This is a genomic window from Catenulispora sp. EB89 (assembly GCF_041261445.1).
Taxonomy (GTDB): Bacteria; Actinomycetota; Actinomycetes; order Streptomycetales; family Catenulisporaceae; genus Catenulispora.
Genome location: NZ_JBGCCU010000040.1, coordinates 51,579 through 72,125 on the forward strand (window position 1 = coordinate 51,579; position 20,547 = coordinate 72,125).

The 20,547-nt window shown below is 68.5% G+C and carries 15 protein-coding genes and 1 tRNA gene; 14 read left to right on the plus strand and 2 right to left on the minus strand.

All coding sequences use genetic code 11. The features are described from left to right. Positions 1-36 precede the first annotated feature (36 nt). Entirely contained in the window at positions 37-1,269 is a 1,233-nt protein-coding gene (locus ABH920_RS46715; RefSeq protein ID WP_370355823.1) for a pyridoxal phosphate-dependent aminotransferase, read from the minus strand. A gap of 192 nt (positions 1,270-1,461) precedes the next feature. On the opposite strand from ABH920_RS46715, the gene ABH920_RS46720 reads away from it, so the two are divergent. From ABH920_RS46720 to ABH920_RS46765, 10 genes are all read left to right on the plus strand, one after another. Continuing rightward, a tRNA-Trp gene (locus ABH920_RS46720) sits at positions 1,462-1,534 on the plus strand. 109 nt (positions 1,535-1,643) lie between these two features. Beyond that, positions 1,644-1,913, plus strand: coding sequence for a preprotein translocase subunit SecE (gene secE / locus ABH920_RS46725; RefSeq protein ID WP_370355824.1), 270 nt, complete (start codon positions 1,644-1,646; stop codon positions 1,911-1,913). A gap of 47 nt (positions 1,914-1,960) precedes the next feature. Continuing rightward, positions 1,961-2,725: a transcription termination/antitermination protein NusG gene (nusG, locus tag ABH920_RS46730; RefSeq protein WP_370355825.1), complete on the plus strand. Its 765-nt coding sequence runs from the start codon at positions 1,961-1,963 to the stop codon at positions 2,723-2,725. A gap of 119 nt (positions 2,726-2,844) precedes the next feature. Then, positions 2,845-4,962 (plus strand): cell wall-binding repeat-containing protein, encoded by a 2,118-nt coding sequence (locus tag ABH920_RS46735; RefSeq protein ID WP_370355826.1) that lies wholly within the window; start codon positions 2,845-2,847, stop codon positions 4,960-4,962. Between the two features lie 286 nt (positions 4,963-5,248). Further along, positions 5,249-5,683: a 50S ribosomal protein L11 gene (gene rplK / locus ABH920_RS46740; RefSeq protein ID WP_370355827.1), complete on the plus strand. Its 435-nt coding sequence runs from the start codon at positions 5,249-5,251 to the stop codon at positions 5,681-5,683. A gap of 104 nt (positions 5,684-5,787) precedes the next feature. Further along, positions 5,788-6,501, plus strand: coding sequence for a 50S ribosomal protein L1 (rplA, locus tag ABH920_RS46745; protein ID WP_370355828.1), 714 nt, complete (start codon positions 5,788-5,790; stop codon positions 6,499-6,501). A gap of 476 nt (positions 6,502-6,977) precedes the next feature. Next, positions 6,978-7,502, plus strand: coding sequence for a 50S ribosomal protein L10 (rplJ, locus tag ABH920_RS46750; RefSeq protein WP_370355829.1), 525 nt, complete (start codon positions 6,978-6,980; stop codon positions 7,500-7,502). Between the two features lie 52 nt (positions 7,503-7,554). After that, positions 7,555-7,938, plus strand: coding sequence for a 50S ribosomal protein L7/L12 (rplL, locus tag ABH920_RS46755; protein ID WP_370355830.1), 384 nt, complete (start codon positions 7,555-7,557; stop codon positions 7,936-7,938). A 596-nt stretch (positions 7,939-8,534) separates the two neighbouring features. After that, the gene (gene rpoB / locus ABH920_RS46760) at positions 8,535-12,011 is read left to right on the plus strand and encodes a DNA-directed RNA polymerase subunit beta (RefSeq protein WP_370355831.1); all 3,477 of its coding nucleotides are present in this window, start codon (positions 8,535-8,537) and stop codon (positions 12,009-12,011) included. 32 nt (positions 12,012-12,043) lie between these two features. Then, complete coding sequence (locus tag ABH920_RS46765; RefSeq protein ID WP_370355832.1) at positions 12,044-15,922, plus strand: DNA-directed RNA polymerase subunit beta'; 3,879 nt, start codon at positions 12,044-12,046, stop codon at positions 15,920-15,922. Between the two features lie 73 nt (positions 15,923-15,995). Here the strand turns inward: ABH920_RS46765 and ABH920_RS46770 are convergent, their stop codons facing one another. After that, positions 15,996-16,412 (minus strand): hypothetical protein, encoded by a 417-nt coding sequence (locus ABH920_RS46770; RefSeq protein ID WP_370355833.1) that lies wholly within the window; start codon positions 16,410-16,412, stop codon positions 15,996-15,998. 112 nt (positions 16,413-16,524) lie between these two features. On the opposite strand from ABH920_RS46770, the gene ABH920_RS46775 reads away from it, so the two are divergent. The 4 genes from ABH920_RS46775 to fusA all read left to right on the plus strand — a co-directional run bounded on the left by ABH920_RS46775 (position 16,525) and on the right by fusA (position 20,485). After that, complete coding sequence (locus ABH920_RS46775; RefSeq protein ID WP_370355834.1) at positions 16,525-16,941, plus strand: hypothetical protein; 417 nt, start codon at positions 16,525-16,527, stop codon at positions 16,939-16,941. Between the two features lie 544 nt (positions 16,942-17,485). Next, on the plus strand, positions 17,486-17,860 hold the full coding sequence (gene rpsL, locus ABH920_RS46780) for a 30S ribosomal protein S12 (protein ID WP_194896225.1): 375 nt from the start codon (positions 17,486-17,488) through the stop codon (positions 17,858-17,860). Continuing rightward, a complete protein-coding gene (rpsG, locus tag ABH920_RS46785; protein ID WP_012785149.1) occupies positions 17,860-18,330 on the plus strand; it encodes a 30S ribosomal protein S7 in 471 nt (156 codons plus the stop codon). The genes rpsL and rpsG overlap by 1 nt, the downstream gene beginning before the upstream one ends. Before the next feature lie 37 nt (positions 18,331-18,367). Then, entirely contained in the window at positions 18,368-20,485 is a 2,118-nt protein-coding gene (gene fusA, locus ABH920_RS46790) for an elongation factor G (protein ID WP_370355835.1), read from the plus strand. Positions 20,486-20,547 lie beyond the last annotated feature (62 nt).

A 20,547-nucleotide genomic window follows, 5' to 3' on the forward strand; every position in this document is an offset into this window, starting at 1 on the left:
GCGCGACGCCGGGGCCCTTCCGCAGGTGGTTCTGGCTCAGCGCGCCTCGCCGAGCAGCTTCTGCAGCCGCGACACGCCCTCGACCAGGTCCGCGTCGCTCAGCGCGTAGGACAGCCGCAGGTAGCCCGGGGTCCCGAAGGCCTCGCCGGGCACCACGGCGACCTCGGCCTCGTCCAGGATCAGCGAGGCCAGCTCGGCCGAGCTGGCCGGGTGCTGCCCCCGGATCTCCTTGCCCAGCAGCGCCTTCACCGAGGGGTACACGTAGAACGCGCCCTTCGGCTCCGGGCACAGCACGCCGGGGATCTCGTTCAGCATCCGCACCATGGTCTGCCGGCGGCGGTCGAAGGCCAGCTTCATCTCGTTCACCGCGGCCAGGTCGCCGGACACCGCGGCCAGCGCGGCGACCTGCGCGACGTTGGAGACGTTGGAGGTGGCGTGCGACTGCAGGTTGGTGGCGGCCTTGACCACGTCGGCCGGGCCGATCAGCCACCCGACCCGCCAGCCGGTCATCGCGTAGGTCTTGGCCACGCCGTTGACGATCACGGTCTGCTCGGCGAGCTCCGGCACCGCCTTCAGGATGGAGGTGAAGCGCGCGTCGCCGTAGACCAGGTGCTCGTAGATCTCGTCGGTGAGGACCCACAGGCCGTGCTCCAGGGCCCAGCGGCCGATCGCCTCGACCTGCTCGGGGCTGTAGACCGCGCCGGTCGGGTTCGACGGCGACACGAACAGCAGGACCTTGGTGCGCTCGGTCCGGGCCGCCTCCAGCTGCTCCACCGAGGCCAGGTAGCCGGTGGTCTCGTCGGTGACCACGTCCACCGGCACGCCGCCGGCCAGCTGGATCGCCTCGGGGTAGGTGGTCCAGTACGGGGCCGGGACGATGACCTCGTCGCCGGGGTCCAGCAGGGTCGCGAAGGCGTTGTAGATGGCCTGCTTGCCGCCGTTGGTGACCAGGACCTGGTTCGCCGACACCGACACGCCGGAGTCGCGCAGCGTCTTGTGCGCGATCGCCTCCTTGAGCTCCGGCAGCCCGCCGGCCGGCGTGTACTTGTGGTACTTCGGGTCCTGAGCCGCCTTCAGCGCCGCCTCGACGATGTAGGCCGGGGTCGGGAAGTCGGGCTCTCCGGCGCCGAAGCCGACCACCGGCCGGCCGGCCGCCTTGAGCGCCTTCGCCTTGGCGTCCACGGCCAGGGTCGCGGACTCGGCGATGGCGCCGACGCGCTGGGAGACGCGCCGGGACGGGGAGGGTGTGTTGGCTGCGGAGGCTGTCATGCCTTCCATCGTCCCACCGCAGGGGGGTCGTTCGGGGTGACGTTCCACGAAAGGAGACGCCCGCGACACGGCCGGTATGCGTGCCGGCTCCGAACCCGTTCGCAATCGGGGACGTGCGTCCCGTACACTCTCGATCGGCGGATTCCCCTTCCCCACCTCGGCGAGGTAGGTTTGTGGAGCACGCTTAGGCAAAGGGTCGTAGCTCAACTGGCAGAGCACCGGTCTCCAAAACCGGGGGTTGGGGGTTCAAGTCCCTCCGGCCCTGCTTAGGCGCCCAGGAAAGCCCGGTAACGGGCTCTCCTGGGCGCGAAGCGTGTTCGCGGCGAGACCCGCCGCGCCAACTTGCCACTTTCACCGAATGTGATGAGGACCAGGTGACCGAGACGAGCTCGACCTCCGCGATGTCGAAGCCGGACCGCGGGCGCGGCGGTGACCGCCGCCCCGAGCGCCGCCGGTCGCCCCTGGGCCGGATCAGCCTGTTCTACCGACAGGTCATCGCCGAACTGCGCAAGGTGGTGTGGCCGACCCGCAACGAGCTGGTCACCTACACGACCGTGGTCATCGTGTTCGTCGCGATCATGGTGGGGATCGTGGCTACGCTGGACTACGGGTTCAGCAAACTGGTGATGTGGGTGTTCGGCTGAGCGTCGTACCGATCCCACCACCCCGAGCGAAGGAAGTATGAGCGACCGTGTCTGAGACGTACGAGGACCTCGAAGAAGCGACTGTTCTCGTGGAGAACGACGACGAGGCCGTCGAGGCGGAGGTCGCCGCAGGTGCGCCCGAGGACGGCACCGAAGAGGGCGCCGAGGGCGCCGAGGGTGCCGAGGCCGAGGCCGACAGCGGGCCCGCGCCCGGCAGCCCGGAGGCCATCGAGGAGTTCCGCGAGGCGCTGCGCCGCGCGCCCGGCGAGTGGTACGTGATCCACAGCTACGCCGGCTACGAGAACCGGGTGAAGCAGAACCTCGAGACCCGCATGACCACCCTGAACATGGAGGACTTCATCTTCCAGGTCGAGGTGCCCATGGAGGAGGTCGTCGAGATCAAGGGCGGCCAGCGCAAGCGGGTCAAGCGCAACAAGTTCCCCGGCTACGTGCTGGTCCGCATGGACCTGACCAACGAGTCCTGGGGCGTGGTGCGCAACACCCCCGGCGTCACCGGCTTCGTCGGCAACGCCCACGAGCCGTACCCGCTGACCCTGGACGAGGTCGTGAAGATCCTGCTCGAGGAGCAGCCGGAAGAGGTCAGCGGCAAGCAGAAGGCGCCGGCCGAGGTCAAGGTGCTGGACTTCGAGGTGGGCGACTCGGTCACCGTCATCGACGGCCCGTTCGCCACGCTGCAGGCCACGATCAACGAGATCAACGCCGACTCGCAGAAGGTCAAGGGCCTGGTGGAGATCTTCGGCCGGGAGACCCCGGTGGAGCTGAGCTTCAACCAGATCCAGAAGAACAGCTGAGCCGCTTCTCCCCCAAAGGTATGACCGGTCTTCATGCTGCTTTCGCAGGCGGCTGACAAGGGCGCCCCACTAGCCTGGGGCGCCCTTAACATTTCCTGAAGATTCCGTGGGGGGATCTCATGGCTTTCCGCATGTCCCGGCGGCTGTCCGCGGCCGCGATCGTCTCGGCCTCGCTGGTCGGCCTGGCGGTCGCACCGCAGGCCGGTGCCACCGTCGCCGGCGTCCCGGCGAGCAGCCCGCTGACCGTCAGCCACACCGACGGCTCCCTGGAGACCGTGGGCGGGGGGACCTCCTCCGTGCCCTGGGCCGGGACCGACGTCTCCTGGTCGCCCGACGGCAGCAAGTACGCCTTCTCCGCCAACAACCAGATCTACACCGCGAACGCCGACGGCTCCGGTCTGAAGATCGTCGCGCACGGCGCGGCCTCCGGCGCGCAGCCGGTCTGGGCCTACGGCGGCGAGCTGCTGGTCTTCGCCGGCTGGGACCCGACGGTCAGCAGCTCCGGCCCGACCCAGCTGATGGCCACCTGGTCCAACGGCGCGGCGAACGACAACGGTCTGCCGGTGTCCTGGCCGCTGCCGAAGGTCGCCGCGGCCGGCACCGCGGACTCCAGCCCCGACTACGGCGGCGACGTGCTGGCCTTCGCCCGGGCCACGGTCTCCGGCGGGACGAACACCTCCGACGGGATCTGGATCCGCAGCAACGCCGGGAACTACGTCCCCTTCCAGGTCGCGTCCTCCGGTGTCGCGCCGACCGTGTCGCCGGACGGCAAGACGGTCGCGTTCGTGCAGGCCGACAAGAACAAGGTGCCGCAGATCTGGACGGTGCCGACCTCGGTCCCGGCCGGCGGGCTGCCCACCCCGGTGCAGCAGACCTTCGTGCCCGCCGGATCCGCGAGCACCCCGACGATCACGGTCGCCAACCCGGTGTTCTCCCCGGACGGCAGGCGGATCGCCTTCGACGAGACCTCGGTCTCGGCCGGCGCGGCCAAGGGCACCAGCCAGGTCCGCTCGGTCGCGCTGAACACCGATCCGAAGGCCACGGTGAACACCGAGGTCGTCTTCGCCGTCACCGGTGCGCTGAGCGGCACCGAGCACCTGGCGTACCGGACCGAGTACACCAAGCAGGTGCTGCGGCTGGCCGGCTCGGACCGGCTCGGGACCGCGCAGTCGGTGTCGCAGTCGCAGTGGCGGAACAACGGCGACGCTTCGGACTCGGTGCGGTCGCAGGCCAGTGTGGCCGTGCTGTCCCGTGACGACCTGCCGGCCGACGCGCTGGCCGGCTCGACGCTGGCCGCGCGGCAGAACGGCCCGCTGCTGCTGACCGGCAGCACGGCGCTCTCGCCGCAGGCCGCCGCCGAGCTCAAGCGGATCCTGCCGGCCGGCGCGACGGTCTACCTGCTGGGCGGCACCCAGGCGCTGTCCCCGGCGGTCGCGAACTCGGTGCACGCGCTCGGGTTCACCGTCGTCCGGATCGCCGGGGCGGACCGGTACGACACCGCGGTGAAGATCGCCGACCGGGTCACCGCGCACCCCAGCCAGATCCTGGTGGCCACCGGCAACGACTTCGCCGACGCGCTGTCCGCGGGCGCGGCGGCCGGCGCCAACTACGGCGCGGTCGTGGTGCTCAGCGACGACAAGACGATGCCGGCCGAGACGGCGCAGTACCTGCACCGGTTCGGGACGGACTTCGGGCCGAACTCGGACGTCGTGCTGACCGCGGTCGGCGGCCAGGCGCTGGCGGCGATCGACTCCGAGCACCTGGGGTACTGGCGGGTGAAGCTGGTCGGCGCCGACCGGTACCAGACCTCGTACTTGGTGGCGAGCACGTTCTTCCCGTACATGACCGCTGCTGGCGTGGCCACCGGCTCGGCGTGGCCGGACGCGCTGTCCGGCGGGGCCGCGATGGGCAGCATGGGCGGCCCGCTGCTGCTGGTGAACCCGGCCACGGGGCTGTCCGGGCAGGACACCGCGCTGCTGGACGCGAACCGCGGGGAACTGTCCGGCGGCTTCGTGTTCGGCGGGCCGGTGGCGGTGCCGACCGGGGTCGACAAGGAGCTGGCGAAGGCGATCGCCGGTCCGCTGGGCGTGATCGACGGCGGCGGGAACAAGGTGGCCGCCGCGGGGTCCGGCTCGGGGGTCGCGGGGTCGGGGGTCTCGGCGGCGCGTGCGGCCGCGGACCTGGCTTCGGCGCTGCCGAGCGGGGCTCATGGTCTGGCCAAGCCGGTTCGGCCGTAGCTCGGCCGTGATTCGGCCGTGGTTCGGCCGTAGGCAACGCTGTATCGGCTTAGCGACATAGCGATGTAACGACGTAACGGATGTCGTGAGCCGTGAGGAACAACGCTCCTGGGAGCGATGTTGTGCATGAGGCCTCCGTACCGGTCCTGACCGGTGCGGGGGCCTCGCGGCGTCCGGGGCACGGCAGCCGGTCCGGTAGGCTTGGCTGCTGTTGCCTTATGGCGACGTCCCTCCGCCGTGCCCTTGGTAGGGGTTATCGGCGACGTCTACAGAAACGAGTACGGGAATGCCTCCCAAGAAGAAGCTCACCGCGGTCATCAAGCTGCAGATCAAGGCCGGTATGGCGAACCCGGCCCCGCCCGTCGGCCCGGCTCTGGGTCAGCACGGCGTGAACATCATGGAGTTCTGCAAGCAGTACAACGCGGCCACCGAGTCGCAGCGCGGCCAGGTCGTCCCGGTCGAGATCTCGGTGTTCGAGGACCGCTCCTTCACCTTCATCACGAAGACCCCGCCGGCGGCGAAGCTGATCCTGAAGGCCGCGGGCATCGAGAAGGGCTCGGGCGTCCCGCAGAAGGACAAGGTCGCGACCCTGTCGCAGGCCCAGGTCCGGGAGATCGCCGAGACCAAGATGCCCGACCTGAACGCGAACGACGTCGAGGCCGCGATGAAGATCATCGCCGGCACCGCGCGTTCCATGGGCGTCATCGTCTCCGACAGCTGAGCTGTCCGAGCCGGAACACCAGCAGTACCAGCACCACCGGAACCAGTGGCAGAGCCGCGCGCGGCTCGCGAAGACCACACCTCACCATCCCTAGGAGAGCAGCAATGAAGCGCAGCAAGGGCTACCGCAACGCCGCGGCGAAGATCGACGCCGACGAGCTGTACACGCCGGTGGCGGCCATCCGCCTGGCGAAGGAGACCTCGGTCACCAAGTTCGACAGCTCCGTCGAGGTCTCGATGCGCCTGGGCATCGACCCCCGCAAGGCCGACCAGATGGTCCGCTCCACCGTCGTGCTCCCGCACGGCACCGGCAAGACCGCCCGCGTGCTGGTCTTCGCCCAGGGCGACAAGGCCGAGCAGGCCCGCGAGGCCGGCGCCGACATCGTGGGCTCCGACGAGCTCATCGACGAGGTCGCCAAGGGCCGCCTGGACTTCGACGCGGTCGTGGCCACCCCGGACCTGATGGGCAAGGTCGGCCGCCTGGGCCGGGTCCTGGGCCCGCGCTCCCTGATGCCGAACCCGAAGACCGGCACCGTCACCGCGGACGTGGCCAAGGCCGTCAACGACATCAAGGGCGGCAAGATCGAGTTCCGCGCCGACCGCCACTCGAACCTGAACTTCATCATCGGCAAGGTCTCCTTCTCCGAGCAGCAGCTCGCCGAGAACTACGCCGCCGCCCTGGAGGAGGTGCTCCGCGTGAAGCCGAGCGCCGCCAAGGGCCGCTACCTGAGGAAGATCACGTTCGCCACCACCATGGGCCCCGGCATCCAGGTGGACGCCAACCGCGTGCGCAACGTCGTGGCTGACGACGAGGCGTGAGTTAGAGGCAGCCAGGCAGCCAGAGGCCAGGAGGAGCCCCCGTCCGTGAGGACGGGGGCTTTTCGTTGCCGCTGTTCGGTTCTCGTCGGGCCCACGGGGCGGTCAGGGCGCTGAGGGAGCACTGAGGGGCGCTGCGCGAGCCTTGCGGCGCCCGCCGAGTGGATCGGCGGCGGGATCCCTGCCGACCGAACAGATCCGGCCAGGAGCGGCCGTGTGCGCAGCCGGTCAAAACCACCCTCGACCCCGTGCTAATCTTGACGCAGCCGAAGACCGCTGGTCGCTGCTCCGAGCCGAACGGCCCGGATCAGTCGAAGGCCTCCACACGGAGCGACCCGCCGAGGCGCGATAAGTGAAGCAGTTGTAGCTCGTCCTTCTGGGACCGGCCTTCTTACCTGTGACGCCCGCGCTGACGCGCCGGGCGTTTTTTCGTGTCTGGTGGCTCATCGTCGGCTCTGACACCCCGGAAGGAGGCCCGTATGGCGAGGCCTGACAAGGCGGCTGCGGTCGCCGAGATCGCGGATCACTTCCGCGGCTCGAACGCCGCCGTGCTGACCGAGTACCGCGGGCTCACTGTCGCGCAGCTGAAGGAGCTTCGGCGCGCGCTCGGTGCGACCACGGACTACGCCGTGGTGAAGAACACGCTGACCAAGGTCGCTGCTCGCGAGGCCGGTATTGAGGGTCTGGACGAGTCGGCGCTGAAGGGTCCTTCGGCTATCGCCTTCATCAAGGGCGACCCGGTCGAGGCGGCCAAGGGTCTTCGTGACTTCGCCAAGGCGAACCCCCTTCTGGTGATCAAGGGCGGGGTGATGGAGGGCAAGACCCTCACCCCGGCCGAGATCGCCAAGCTCGCGGATCTGGAGTCCCGCGAGGTTCTGCTGGCCAAGGCGGCCGGCGCGATGAAGGCGTCCCTCGCGAACGCGGCGGCGCTCTTCCAGGCTCCTTTGGCCAAGGCCGTCCGTACCGTGGACGCGCTGTCGGCCAAGAAGTCCGCCGACGCCTGATAGGCACCCGGCACAACCGAGCTAGAACTCACTTAGAGAAAGGACGCCTATCATGGCGAAGCTCAGCAACGACGAGCTGCTCGAGGCTTTCAAGGAAATGACCCTGATCGAGCTCTCTGAGTTCGTGAAGCTGTTCGAGGACACCTTCGACGTCAAGGCTGCCGCCCCGGCCGCCGTCGCCGTCGCGGGCCCGGCCGCGGCCGCCGCCGAGGCCGCTGTCGAGCAGGACGAGTTCGACGTCATCCTGGAGTCGGCCGGCGACAAGAAGATCCAGGTCATCAAGGTCGTGCGCGAGCTGACCTCGCTGGGCCTCAAGGAGGCCAAGGACCTGGTCGACGGTGCGCCGAAGCCGGTCCTGGAGAAGGCGACCAAGGAGGCCGCCGAGAAGGCCAAGGCTTCCCTGGAAGAGGCCGGCGCCGGCGTCACCGTGAAGTAGTTCCTCTTCGCGGCGCGAGCCATTCGAAGGACCCCCGGGGTTGTCCCCGGGGGTCCTTCGCGTTCGGCGTGACCAGTGTGATCGCCGTGCGCGGCGGGCTTGCCAGGAGAGAGATCCCCGCACGCCTCTTGACGTCGGCCCAGCTACGCGGGATTCTGCGGTACGTCAGCGATATACAGCAGGACCCCCGGGACCGAGGCAGCGCGAGGCGAAGGCCGGGGAAGAAAAAAGGTGCGAAGGACGGACCTGCCGCCCGTGTCGGCGGCGACAACTGTCGGTCGATCCGGCTAGTCTGTCCGTCTGTTGCCCGACGCGTCGGGGCCCCGCTCAGCGGCGGCGACCGACCCGCGTCAGGCCTATTAAGGCACGGGCTGGACAGGCGTGGCCAACATGGCTACACTGTTCGTTTGCGCTGCCTTTCTGCATGCCTCGTTCCGTCAACGGCCTCGCGAACCCCTTGTCGACCACCCGGCACCGGTGCCTCCAACACCGCCGCCGACCAGGGGTTTCGCTGAATCCGTCGCCGGGTAGGGATACAGGTCCGCCTGGTAGCGCTAAGGACAGCCAGTCCAGTCCGAGCCCCGGAAGGACCCCTCTTGGCCGCCTCGCGCACCGCCCAGAACATCACCAAGAACGCCGCCCGCCGCATCTCCTTCGCGAAGATCAAAGAGCCGCTCGAGGTTCCGAACCTGCTCGCGCTGCAGACGGAGTCCTTCGACTGGCTCGTCGGCAACGCCACCTGGAAGGGCCGCGTTTCCGAGCAGCAGGCCGCAGGCCTCGACGTGCCCACCACCTCCGGTCTGGAGGAGATCTTCGAGGAGATCTCCCCGATCGAGGACTTCCAGGGCACCATGTCGCTGACGTTCCGCGACCACCGCTTCGAGCCCGCGAAGTACTCCATCGACGAGTGCAAGGACCGCGACTTCACCTACGCCGCCCCGCTGTTCGTGACCGCCGAGTTCACGAACAACGAGACCGGCGAGATCAAGAGCCAGACCGTCTTCATGGGCGACTTCCCGCTCATGACGAACAAGGGCACCTTCATCATCAACGGCACCGAGCGTGTCGTGGTGACCCAGCTGGTGCGCTCCCCGGGTCTGTACTTCTCGCAGGACATCGACAAGACCTCCGACAAGGACGTCTTCAACGCGAAGATCATCCCGAGCCGCGGCGCCTGGCTGGAGTTCGAGATCGACAAGCGCGACATGGTGGGCGTGCGCGTCGACCGTAAGCGCAAGCAGCACGTCACCGTGCTCCTGAAGGCCCTGGGCTGGGACGACGCCCGGATCCTGGAGGAGTTCGGCGAGTACGAGTCCATGCGCCAGACGCTGGAGAAGGACCACACCGCCGGCCAGGACGAGGCGCTTCTGGACATCTACCGCAAGCTGCGTCCGGGCGAGCCGCCGACGCGCGAGGCCGCCCAGACCCTGCTGGACAACCTGTACTTCAACCCCAAGCGCTACGACCTGGCCAAGGTCGGCCGCTACAAGATCGACAAGAAGCTGGGGCAGGCCAGCGGCATCGACAACACGGTGCTCACCGAGGACGACATCGTCAACGCGATCAAGTTCCTGGTGAAGCTGCACGCCGGCGAGACCGAGATGGACCCGCAGGTCGAGGGCGCGCCGATGGTCGTCGTCGAAGAGGACGACATCGACCACTTCGGCAACCGCCGCCTGCGCAGCGTCGGCGAGCTGATCCAGAACCAGGTCCGCACCGGCCTGGCCCGCATGGAGCGCGTCGTCCGCGAGCGCATGACCACGCAGGACGTCGAGGCCATCACGCCGCAGACGCTGATCAACATCCGGCCGGTCGTCGCCTCCATCAAGGAGTTCTTCGGCACCAGCCAGCTCTCGCAGTTCATGGACCAGACCAACCCGCTGTCCGGCCTGACCCACAAGCGCCGCCTGAACGCGCTGGGCCCCGGCGGTCTGTCCCGCGAGCGGGCCGGCTTCGAGGTCCGCGACGTGCACCCCTCGCACTACGGCCGGATGTGCCCGATCGAGACCCCGGAAGGCCCGAACATCGGCCTGATCGGCTCGCTGGCCTCCTACGGCCGGATCAACGCCTTCGGCTTCATCGAGACCCCGTACCGCAAGGTCGTCGACGGCAAGGTCACCGACCACATCGACTACCTGACCGCGGACGAGGAGGACCGGTACGTCGTGGCCCAGGCCAACGCCCCGGTCCGGGACGACGGCTCCTACACCGACGAGCGCGTGCTGTGCCGCCGCAAGGGCGGCGAGATCGAGATGATGGCTCCGGCCGACATCGACTACATGGACGTCTCGCCGCGCCAGATGGTGTCGGTGGCCACGGCCATGATCCCGTTCCTGGAGCACGACGACGCCAACCGCGCCCTGATGGGCGCGAACATGATGCGCCAGGCCGTGCCGCTGCTGCAGTCGGACTCGCCGTACGTCGGCACCGGCATGGAGTTCCGCTGCGCGGTCGACGCCGCCGACGTGGTCACCGCCGACAAGGGCGGCGTGGTCACCGAGGTGTCCGCCGACCTGGTCACCGTGGCCAACGACGACGCCACCACCAGCGTCTACCGGATCGCCAAGTTCCGCCGCTCCAACCAGGGCACCTCCTTCAACCAGAAGGTGGTCGTGGCCGAGGGCGAGCGGGTCGAGGTCGGCTCGGTGCTGGCCGACGGCCCGTGCACCCAGGACGGCGAGATGGCCCTGGGCAAGAACCTGCTCGTGGCGTTCATGCCGTGGGAGGGCCACAACTACGAGGACGCGATCATCCTGTCGCAGCGCCTCGTGCAGGACGACGTCCTGTCCTCGATCCACATCGAGGAGCACGAGGTCGACGCCCGGGACACCAAGCTGGGCCCGGAGGAGATCACCCGGGACATCCCGAACGTCTCCGAGGAGGTCCTGGCCGACCTCGACGAGCGCGGCATCATCCGGATCGGCGCGGACGTCGTCCCCGGCGACATCCTGGTCGGCAAGGTCACGCCCAAGGGCGAGACCGAGCTCACCCCGGAGGAGCGGCTGCTGCGCGCGATCTTCGGTGAGAAGGCCCGCGAAGTCCGCGACACCTCGCTGAAGGTGCCGCACGGCGAGCAGGGCAAGATCATCGGCGTCCGGATCTTCGACCGCGACAGCGGCGACGAGCTGCCGCCGGGCGTCAACCAGCTGGTCCGGGTGTACGTGGCGCAGAAGCGCAAGATCACCCACGGCGACAAGCTGGCCGGCCGGCACGGCAACAAGGGCGTCATCGCCAAGATCCTCCCGGTCGAGGACATGCCGTTCCTGGAGGACGGCACCCCGGTCGACATCGTGTTGAACCCGCTCGGTGTGCCCTCCCGGATGAACCCGGGCCAGGTGCTGGAGACCCACCTCGGGTGGATCGCCGCCACCGGCTGGGACATCGGCGACGGCGAGGGCGAGTGGCAGGAGCGGCTGCGCTCGATCGGCGCGGACAAGGCCGAGGCGAAGACCAAGGTCGCCACCCCGGTCTTCGACGGCGCCCGCGAGGACGAGATCACCGGTCTGCTGGGGAACACCCTGAAGACCCGGGACGGCGTCCGGCTGGTCGACAGCACCGGCAAGGCCCGGATGTTCGACGGCCGCTCCGGCGAGCCGTTCCCGTACCCGATCTCGGTCGGCTACATGTACATCCTGAAGCTGCACCACCTGGTCGACGACAAGCTGCACGCGCGCAGCACCGGCCCCTACTCGATGATCACGCAGCAGCCGCTGGGCGGTAAGGCCCAGTTCGGCGGCCAGCGGTTCGGCGAGATGGAGGTGTGGGCCCTGGAGGCCTACGGCGCCGCCTACGCGCTGCAGGAACTGCTCACCATCAAGTCCGACGACGTGCTCGGCCGCGTGAAGGTCTACGAGGCCATCGTCAAGGGCGACAACATCCCCGAGCCCGGCATCCCGGAGTCCTTCAAGGTGTTGATCAAGGAAATGCAGTCGCTGTGCCTCAACGTCGAGGTGCTCAGCAAGGACGGCACCATGATCGAGCTCCGCGACACCGACGAGGACGTGTTCCGAGCGGCCGAGGAACTCGGCATCGACCTGAGCCGGCGTGAGCCGTCCAGTGTCGAAGAGGTCTGATCGAACGAGTCATCGAGGAGGATAGAAACCACATGCTTGACGTCAATTTCTTCGACGAGCTCCGTATCGGTCTGGCGACTGCCGACGACATCCGCACCTGGTCCTACGGCGAGGTGAAGAAGCCGGAGACCATCAACTACCGCACCCTGAAGCCGGAGAAGGACGGACTCTTCTGCGAGAAGATCTTCGGCCCCACCCGGGACTGGGAGTGCTACTGCGGCAAGTACAAGCGGGTGCGCTTCAAGGGCATCATCTGCGAGCGCTGCGGGGTCGAGGTCACCCGGGCCAAGGTGCGCCGTGAGCGGATGGGCCACATCGAGCTCGCCGCCCCGGTGACGCACATCTGGTACTTCAAGGGTGTGCCGTCCCGGCTGGGCTACCTGCTGGACCTGGCGCCGAAGGACCTGGAGAAGGTCATCTACTTCGCCGCCTACATGATCACCGAGGTCGACGACGAGCGCCGCACCCGGGACCTGCCCTCGCTGGAGGCCAAGGTCTCCGTGGAGCGCCAGCAGGTCGAGAACCGGCGCGACGCCGACGTCGAGGCCCGGCAGAAGAAGCTCGAGGAGGACCTGGCGGCCCTGGAGGCCGAGGGTGCCAAGGCCGACCAGCGCCGCAAGGTGCGCGAGGGCGGCGAGCGGGAGATGAAGCAGCTGCGCGACCGCGCGCAGCGCGAGATCGACCGGCTCGACGAGGTCTGGAGCCGGTTCAAGTCGCTGAAGGTCCAGGACCTGGAGGGCGACGAGATCCTGTACCGGGAGATGCGTGACCGCTACGGCACGTACTTCTCCGGGTCGATGGGTGCTGCCGCGCTGCAGCGCCGGCTGGAGACCTTCGACCTGGACGCCGAGGCGGAGTCGCTGCGCGACACCATCCGCAACGGCAAGGGCCAGAAGAAGACCCGTGCCCTCAAGCGCCTGAAGGTCGTCGAGGCCTTCCGCTCGACCAACAACTCGCCGTCCGGCATGGTGCTGGACTGCGTGCCCGTGATCCCGCCGGACCTGCGTCCGATGGTGCAGCTGGACGGTGGCCGCTTCGCGACCTCCGACCTGAACGACCTGTACCGCCGCGTGATCAACCGGAACAACCGCCTCAAGCGGCTGCTGGACCTGGGCGCGCCGGAGATCATCGTCAACAACGAGAAGCGGATGCTGCAGGAGGCCGTGGACTCGCTGTTCGACAACGGCCGCCGCGGCCGTCCGGTCACCGGACCGGGCAACCGTCCGCTGAAGTCCCTGAGCGACATGCTCAAGGGCAAGCAGGGCCGGTTCCGCCAGAACCTGCTGGGCAAGCGCGTCGACTACTCTGCCCGTTCGGTCATCGTCGTCGGCCCGCAGCTCAAGCTGCACCAGTGCGGTCTGCCCAAGCAGATGGCGCTGGAGCTGTTCAAGCCCTTCGTGATGAAGCGGCTGGTGGACCTGAACCACGCGCAGAACATCAAGTCCGCCAAGCGGATGGTGGAGCGCGCGCGGCCGGTCGTGTGGGACGTGCTGGAAGAGGTCATCGGGGAGCACCCGGTGCTGCTCAACCGCGCCCCCACGCTGCACCGCCTGGGCATCCAGGCCTTCGAGCCGCAGCTGGTCGAGGGCAAGGCGATCCAGATCCACCCGCTGGTGTGCACCGCGTTCAACGCGGACTTCGACGGCGACCAGATGGCGGTGCACCTGCCGCTGTCCGCCGAGGCGCAGGCCGAGGCCCGCATCCTGATGCTGTCCTCGAACAACATCCTGTCCCCGGCGCACGGCCGGCCGATCACCTCGCCGACGCAGGACATGGTCCTGGGCATCTTCTTCCTCACGATGGACCGTGACGGGATGAAGGGCGAGGGCCGGGCGTTCGGCTCGATCTCGGAGGCCATGATGGCCTTCGACAACCGCGAGCTGGACCTGCAGGCGCCGATCGAGCTGCGCATCTCCGAGGCGGTGCCGCCGCGCGGCTGGGTGGCTCCGGAGGGCTGGGAGACCGGCCAGCCGTTCCGCCTGAAGACCTCGCTGGGCCGGGCGCTGTTCAACGAGCTGCTGCCGCTGGACTACCCGTACGAGAACCGCGAAGTGGCCAAGAAGCAGCTCTCGGCGATCGTCAACGACCTGGCCGAGCGCTACCCGAAGGTGACGGTCGCGGCGACCCTGGACAACCTGAAGTCCGCGGGCTTCTACTGGGCGACCCGCTCCGGCGTCACGGTGTCCGTCGAGGACATCGTGGTCCCGCCGAAGAAGGGCGAGATCCTCGAGGGCTACGAGGCCCAGGCCGCGAAGATCCAGAAGCAGTACGAGCGCGGTCTGGTCACGAAGGAAGAGCGCAACCAGGAGCTCATCTCCATCTGGACCAAGGCCACCAACGACGTCGCCAACGCGATGCAGGAGAACTTCTCGAAGACGAACCCGATCTTCATGATGGTCGACTCCGGCGCGCGCGGTAACTTCATGCAGATGCGGCAGATCGCCGGTATGCGCGGACTGGTCTCGAACGCCAAGAACGAGACCATCCCGCGTCCCATCAAGGCGTCCTTCCGCGAGGGCCTGTCGGTCGTCGAGTACTTCATCTCCACGCACGGCGCCCGCAAGGGTCTGGCCGACACCGCGCTGCGCACCGCGGACTCCGGGTACCTCACCCGGCGTCTGGTGGACGTCTCGCAGGACGTGATCATCCGTGAGGAGGACTGCGGCACCGAGCGCGGCATCATGATGCCGATCGCGGCCAAGAACTCCGAGGGTCGTCTGATCAAGGACGAGAACGTCGAGAACTCGGTCTACGCGCGCAACACCGCGGAGAAGGTCGTCGTCGAGAAGAAGACGATCCTCGACGCCGGCGTGGACCTCGGCGACGTGGCGATCGACAAGCTGATCGAGAACGGCGTGGCCGAGGTCAAGGTCCGCTCGGTCCTGACCTGCCAGTCCAAGGTCGGCACCTGCGCGATGTGCTACGGCCGGTCGCTGGCCACCGGCAAGCTGGTGGACGTCGGCGAGGCGGTGGGCATCATCGCCGCGCAGTCGATCGGCGAGCCCGGCACCCAGCTGACCATGCGCACCTTCCACACCGGCGGTGTGGCCGGCGACGACATCACGCAGGGTCTGCCGCGTGTCATCGAGCTGTTCGAGGCCCGCACGCCCAAGGGCGTGGCGCCGATCGCCGAGGCGGCCGGCCGGGTCCGGATCGAGGACACCGACAAGACCCGCAAGCTGGTCATCACCCCGGACGACCCGTCGGTGGAGGAGGTCGCCTACCCGGTCAGCAAGCGCACCATGCTGCTGGTCTCCGACGACCAGCACGTCGAGGTCGGGCAGGAGCTCACCAAGGGCACCATCAACCCGCACGACGTGCTGCGCATCCTGGGCCAGCGCCAGGTGCAGATCCACCTGGTGGCCGAGGTCCAGAAGGTGTACCGCAGCCAGGGTGTGCCGATCCACGACAAGCACATCGAGATCATCGTCCGGCAGATGCTGCGCCGGGTGACGATCATCGAGGCCGGGGACGCCGAGCTGCTCCCGGGCGAGCTGGTCGAGTTCAGCCGCTTCGAGACCGAGAACCGCAAGGTGATCTCCGAGGGCGGGCACGCCGCCTCCGGGCGTCCGCAGCTGATGGGTATCACCAAGGCGTCGCTGGCCACGGACTCGTGGCTGTCGGCGGCCTCCTTCCAGGAGACCACCCGGGTCCTGACGGACGCGGCGATCAACGGCAAGTCCGACTCGCTGCTGGGCCTGAAGGAGAACGTGATCATCGGCAAGCTGATCCCGGCCGGGACCGGCATGCCGCGCTACCGGAACATCAAGGTCGAGCCGACCGAAGAGGCGAAGGCCCAGATGTACACGCTGGTGGGCTACGACGACGACTACTCGTCGTACAGCTTCGGCAGCGGCTCCGGCCAGGCGGTCCCGCTGGAGGAGTACGACTTCGGCGGCTACAGCGGCTGAGGTCGGGGTTGATCCCCTAGCACGCTGATTGGGCGGCCGTTCCCCGGTGGGGGAGCGGCCGCCCTTCGGGTTTCTAGGCGAAGCGGCGCATGACGCCGCCCCGCAGGAGTCCCCGGCGGTTCTGCTCGGCCCGGACGGCGGAGACCAGACTGAACGACGACAGCGCGGGATCGCCGCGCAGCGCGTCGAGTTCGTCGCGCAGGGCCTGTGCCGGATCCGCTGTCGGACCTGCCGACGCCGGACCTGCCGACGCCGGATCTCCCGAGGCCGGACCTGCCGCAGCCGGCTCGGCCGCCGCGGGAAGCGCACCGGCTTCGCACAGCTCTGCCAGCGTCCGGTCCAGCAGCGGCCCGAGCTTGCGGGCCGGCCGGTCGACCAGTTGGGCGACGTGTGCCAGGGGCAGTCCTTCGCGGTAGCGGAACACCAGCGCTGCCCGGGTGGTGACATCGAGCGCGTTGAAGCGTTGCTGGAAGATCTCGTGGGCGGTCATGTTGGGTCCCCCGGTTGTGCGGACGTTACAGACCTTTGATGCATGAGACGTGGTTCAGGTTCCCCGTGGGTACTCTGAACATGTCGCCAGTGACCCGAAAGGCGGACGGCCGATGAACGACCAGCCCGAGGTCGGGCGTCCCAACTACAGCGCGGCCGGCAGCCGGCCCTCGCCGAGCCCTGTGCCGAGGCAGGGCGGCGGGTACGGGGGACCGGACCAGGGCGCCCGGCTGGAGCTGCGGGCGGTGGCCGCGATGGCCGCCGCGGTGCTGGCCTGGTCGTCGTGGACGCCGTTCTACAACCTGCCGATAGCCGTCGCGCTCGTGGCCGCGGTGTTCGCCGCGCGCTGGGGGGCCAGGGCGAAGCGGAGCATACTGGCGGCCGAGGGCACGCGGACCGGAGCCGGGCTCGCGGATCTGGCCCGACTGCTGGGACTGGCGGATCTGGCGATCCTCGCCTACCTGATCTTCCACTACTACTTCGTGGCGCACGCCGGAATCAAAGGCGTGCTGACGCTGTTGTTCACGTGACGGGCCGAGCCCGGTGTGGCGCGGGAATACCTCCGGTGCCCCTGCCGTTGACCTCTGTGTCGGCCGACGTCACCCGCCTCGTTAAACGGTCACGGACTGCTGTCCGGCATGCGAGAATGAGTGGGTTCGCCAGTGGGGCGGACCGTGGCGGGCCCGGTGCACGGACCAGCCGCCTTGATGGCGGAGGAGTCCGGTGCTAAGGTCCCTCCCTCCGTTTTGACCTCACCGGCATGCCCTGGGTAGGCTCGTCGCCGTGCCAGGGGTGTCCCCCCGGCTACTCCTGCCTGCGCACCATCCGGGTGCGGGCTCGCGTCCACCGCGCGGTCCGTCGTCCGAGACGGCAGGGGTCTGTAGGTCGCGACACGCCCGACCTCGTGGACCGGACGTCCCGGGTGATACCCGGACAGGACGCCCGCGAGTCGGCGAGGGTGGGCCGTGGCCGGTGAACCAGCAGGAACTCGACGCGAAACCGAGAGGTAGTAGCACTCCGCGCCCGGGGGTCGCCCCCGCGGAGCCGTAGAAGGAAAGGGAAGGCCAGCACCTAGTGCCTACAATTCAGCAGTTGGTCCGCAAGGGCCGGCAGGACAAGGTTGTGAAGAACAACACTCCTGCGCTCAAGGGATCCCCGCAGCGCCGCGGCGTCTGCACCCGCGTGTACACCACCACGCCCAAGAAGCCGAACTCGGCTCTGCGCAAGGTGGCCCGTGTGAAGCTGTCCTCCGGCATCGAGGTCACGGCGTACATCCCGGGCGTCGGCCACAACCTGCAGGAGCACTCGATCGTGCTCGTGCGCGGCGGCCGTGTGAAGGACCTGCCGGGCGTTCGGTACAAGATCGTCCGTGGCTCGCTCGACACCCAGGGCGTCAAGAACCGCAAGCAGGCCCGCAGCCGCTACGGCGCCAAGAAGGAGAAGAGCTAATGCCTCGCAAGGGTCCTGCCCCGAAGCACCCGGTCGTCATCGACCCGGTCTACAACTCCCCGCTGGTCACCTCCCTGGTGAACAAGGTCCTGCTGGACGGCAAGCGCTCCACCGCCGAGCGCATCGTCTACGGCGCCCTGGAGGGCTGCCGGGAGAAGACCGGCACCGACCCGGTGATCACGCTCAAGCGCGCGCTGGACAACGTGAAGCCGACCCTGGAGGTCAAGTCCCGCCGCGTCGGCGGTGCGACCTACCAGGTGCCGATCGAGGTCCGCGCCGGCCGCAGCACCACGCTGGCCCTGCGCTGGCTGGTGGGCTACTCCCGGCAGCGCCGCGAGAAGACCATGACCGAGCGCCTGATGAACGAGCTCCTGGACGCCTCCAACGGTCTGGGCGCCTCCGTCAAGCGCCGCGAGGACACGCACAAGATGGCGGACGCGAACAAGGCGTTCGCGCACTACCGCTGGTAACCCCGGTAGCCGAGACCGCAGAAAGTAGCTGAGCGAAATGGCCCCCAACGCCGTTGACCTGGCCAAGGTCCGCAACATCGGGATCATGGCCCACATCGACGCGGGCAAGACCACGACGACCGAGCGCATCCTGTACTACACCGGGATGAGCTACAAGATCGGCGAGGTCCACGACGGCGCTGCCACCACCGACTGGATGGAGCAGGAGCAGGAGCGTGGCATCACGATCACGTCCGCTGCTGTCACCTGTCACTGGACGGTGGACGACGTCGACAACACGATCAACATCATCGACACGCCCGGGCACGTGGACTTCACCGTCGAGGTGGAGCGCTCCCTGCGCGTGCTCGACGGCGCGGTCGCGGTGTTCGACGGTGTCGCCGGCGTGGAGCCGCAGTCCGAGACGGTCTGGCGACAGGCCGACCGGTACGGCGTCCCGCGTATCTGCTTCGTCAACAAGCTGGACCGCACCGGCGCGGAGTTCCACCGCTGCGTCGACATGATCGTCACCCGCCTGAACGCCACGCCGCTGGTCATGCAGCTGCCGATCGGCGCCGAGGGCGACTTCAAGGGCGTCATCGACCTGGTGAAGATGAAGGCCCTGGTCTGGAGCGCCGAGACCAAGCTGGGCGAGGCCTACGACGAGATCGACATCCCGGAGACGCACACCGAGGCCGCCGACGAGTGGCGCGGGCGTCTGCTGGAGACCATCGCCGAGGCCGACGACGAGATGATGGAGCTGTACCTGGAGGGCAAGGAGCCCGCCACGGAGCAGCTGTACGCGGCCATCCGCCGCGCCACCCTCGCCTCCGCGCTGAACCCGGTGTTCTGCGGGACCGCGTTCAAGAACAAGGGCGTGCAGCCCCTGCTCGACGCGATCGTCCGCTACCTGCCCTCGCCGCTGGACGTGGACGCCATCGACGGCCACAAGGTCGGCGACGAGGAGACGGTCCTGCACCGCAAGCCGTCCAACGACGAGCCGATGTCGGCCCTGGCGTTCAAGATCATGAGCGACCCGCACCTGGGCAAGCTCACGTTCGTGCGCGTCTACTCCGGCGTCCTGGAGTCCGGTGGCACCTACCTGAACTCCGTGAAGGGGCGCAAGGAGCGCATCGGCAAGATCTACCGCATGCACGCGAACAAGCGTGAGGAGATCGACTCGGTGGGCGCCGGCGACATCATCGCCGTGATGGGTCTGAAGGACACCACCACCGGTGAGACGCTGTCGGACCAGGCGAACCCGATCATCCTGGAGTCGATGACGTTCCCGGCCCCGGTGATCCACGTCGCCATCGAGCCGAAGACGAAGTCCGACCAGGAGAAGCTGGGCGTCGCGATCCAGCGCCTGGCCGAGGAGGACCCGTCCTTCCAGGTTCGCACCGACGAGGAGACCGGCCAGACCGTCATCTCCGGCATGGGCGAGCTCCACCTGGAGATCCTGGTGGACCGCATGCGCCGCGAGTTCAAGGTCGAGGCGAACGTCGGCAAGCCGCAGGTGGCGTACCGCGAGACGCTCCGCCGCAAGGCGGAGAAGATCGAGTACACCCACAAGAAGCAGACCGGTGGCTCGGGCCAGTACGCGTCCGTCATCATCACCGTCGAGCCGCTGGCCGACGGCGAGCCGGGTGCCGAGGGCTACGAGTTCGTCAACGCCGTGAGCGGCGGGCGCATCCCGAAGGAGTACATCCCCTCGGTCGACGCCGGCTGCCAGGACGCGATGGAGTTCGGCGTGCTCGCCGGCTACCCGCTGACCGGCGTGAAGGTCACCCTGCTCGACGGCAAGTACCACGAGGTCGACTCCTCGGAGATGGCGTTCAAGGTCGCCGGTTCCATGGCGTTCAAGGAGGCGGCCCGCAAGGCCGACCCCGCGATCCTGGAGCCGATGATGGCCGTCGAGGTCACCACGCCCGAGGACAACATGGGCGACGTGATCGGCGACCTCAACTCCCGTCGTGGCCAGATCCAGGCCATGGACGAGCGGTTCGGCGCCCGGGTCGTCAAGGCCCTGGTTCCGCTGTCCGAGATGTTCGGCTACGTCGGGGACCTCCGGTCCAAGACGTCCGGCCGGGCCTCGTACAGCATGCAGTTCGACTCCTACGCCGAGGTTCCCCGGAACGTGGCGGAAGAGATCATCAAGAAGGCGCGCGGCGAGTAGCCCAAGCCGTCGGGACGGTCACGGCCAACCCGGGCCGTCCTGAGAATCCGTAGAAACGCCGC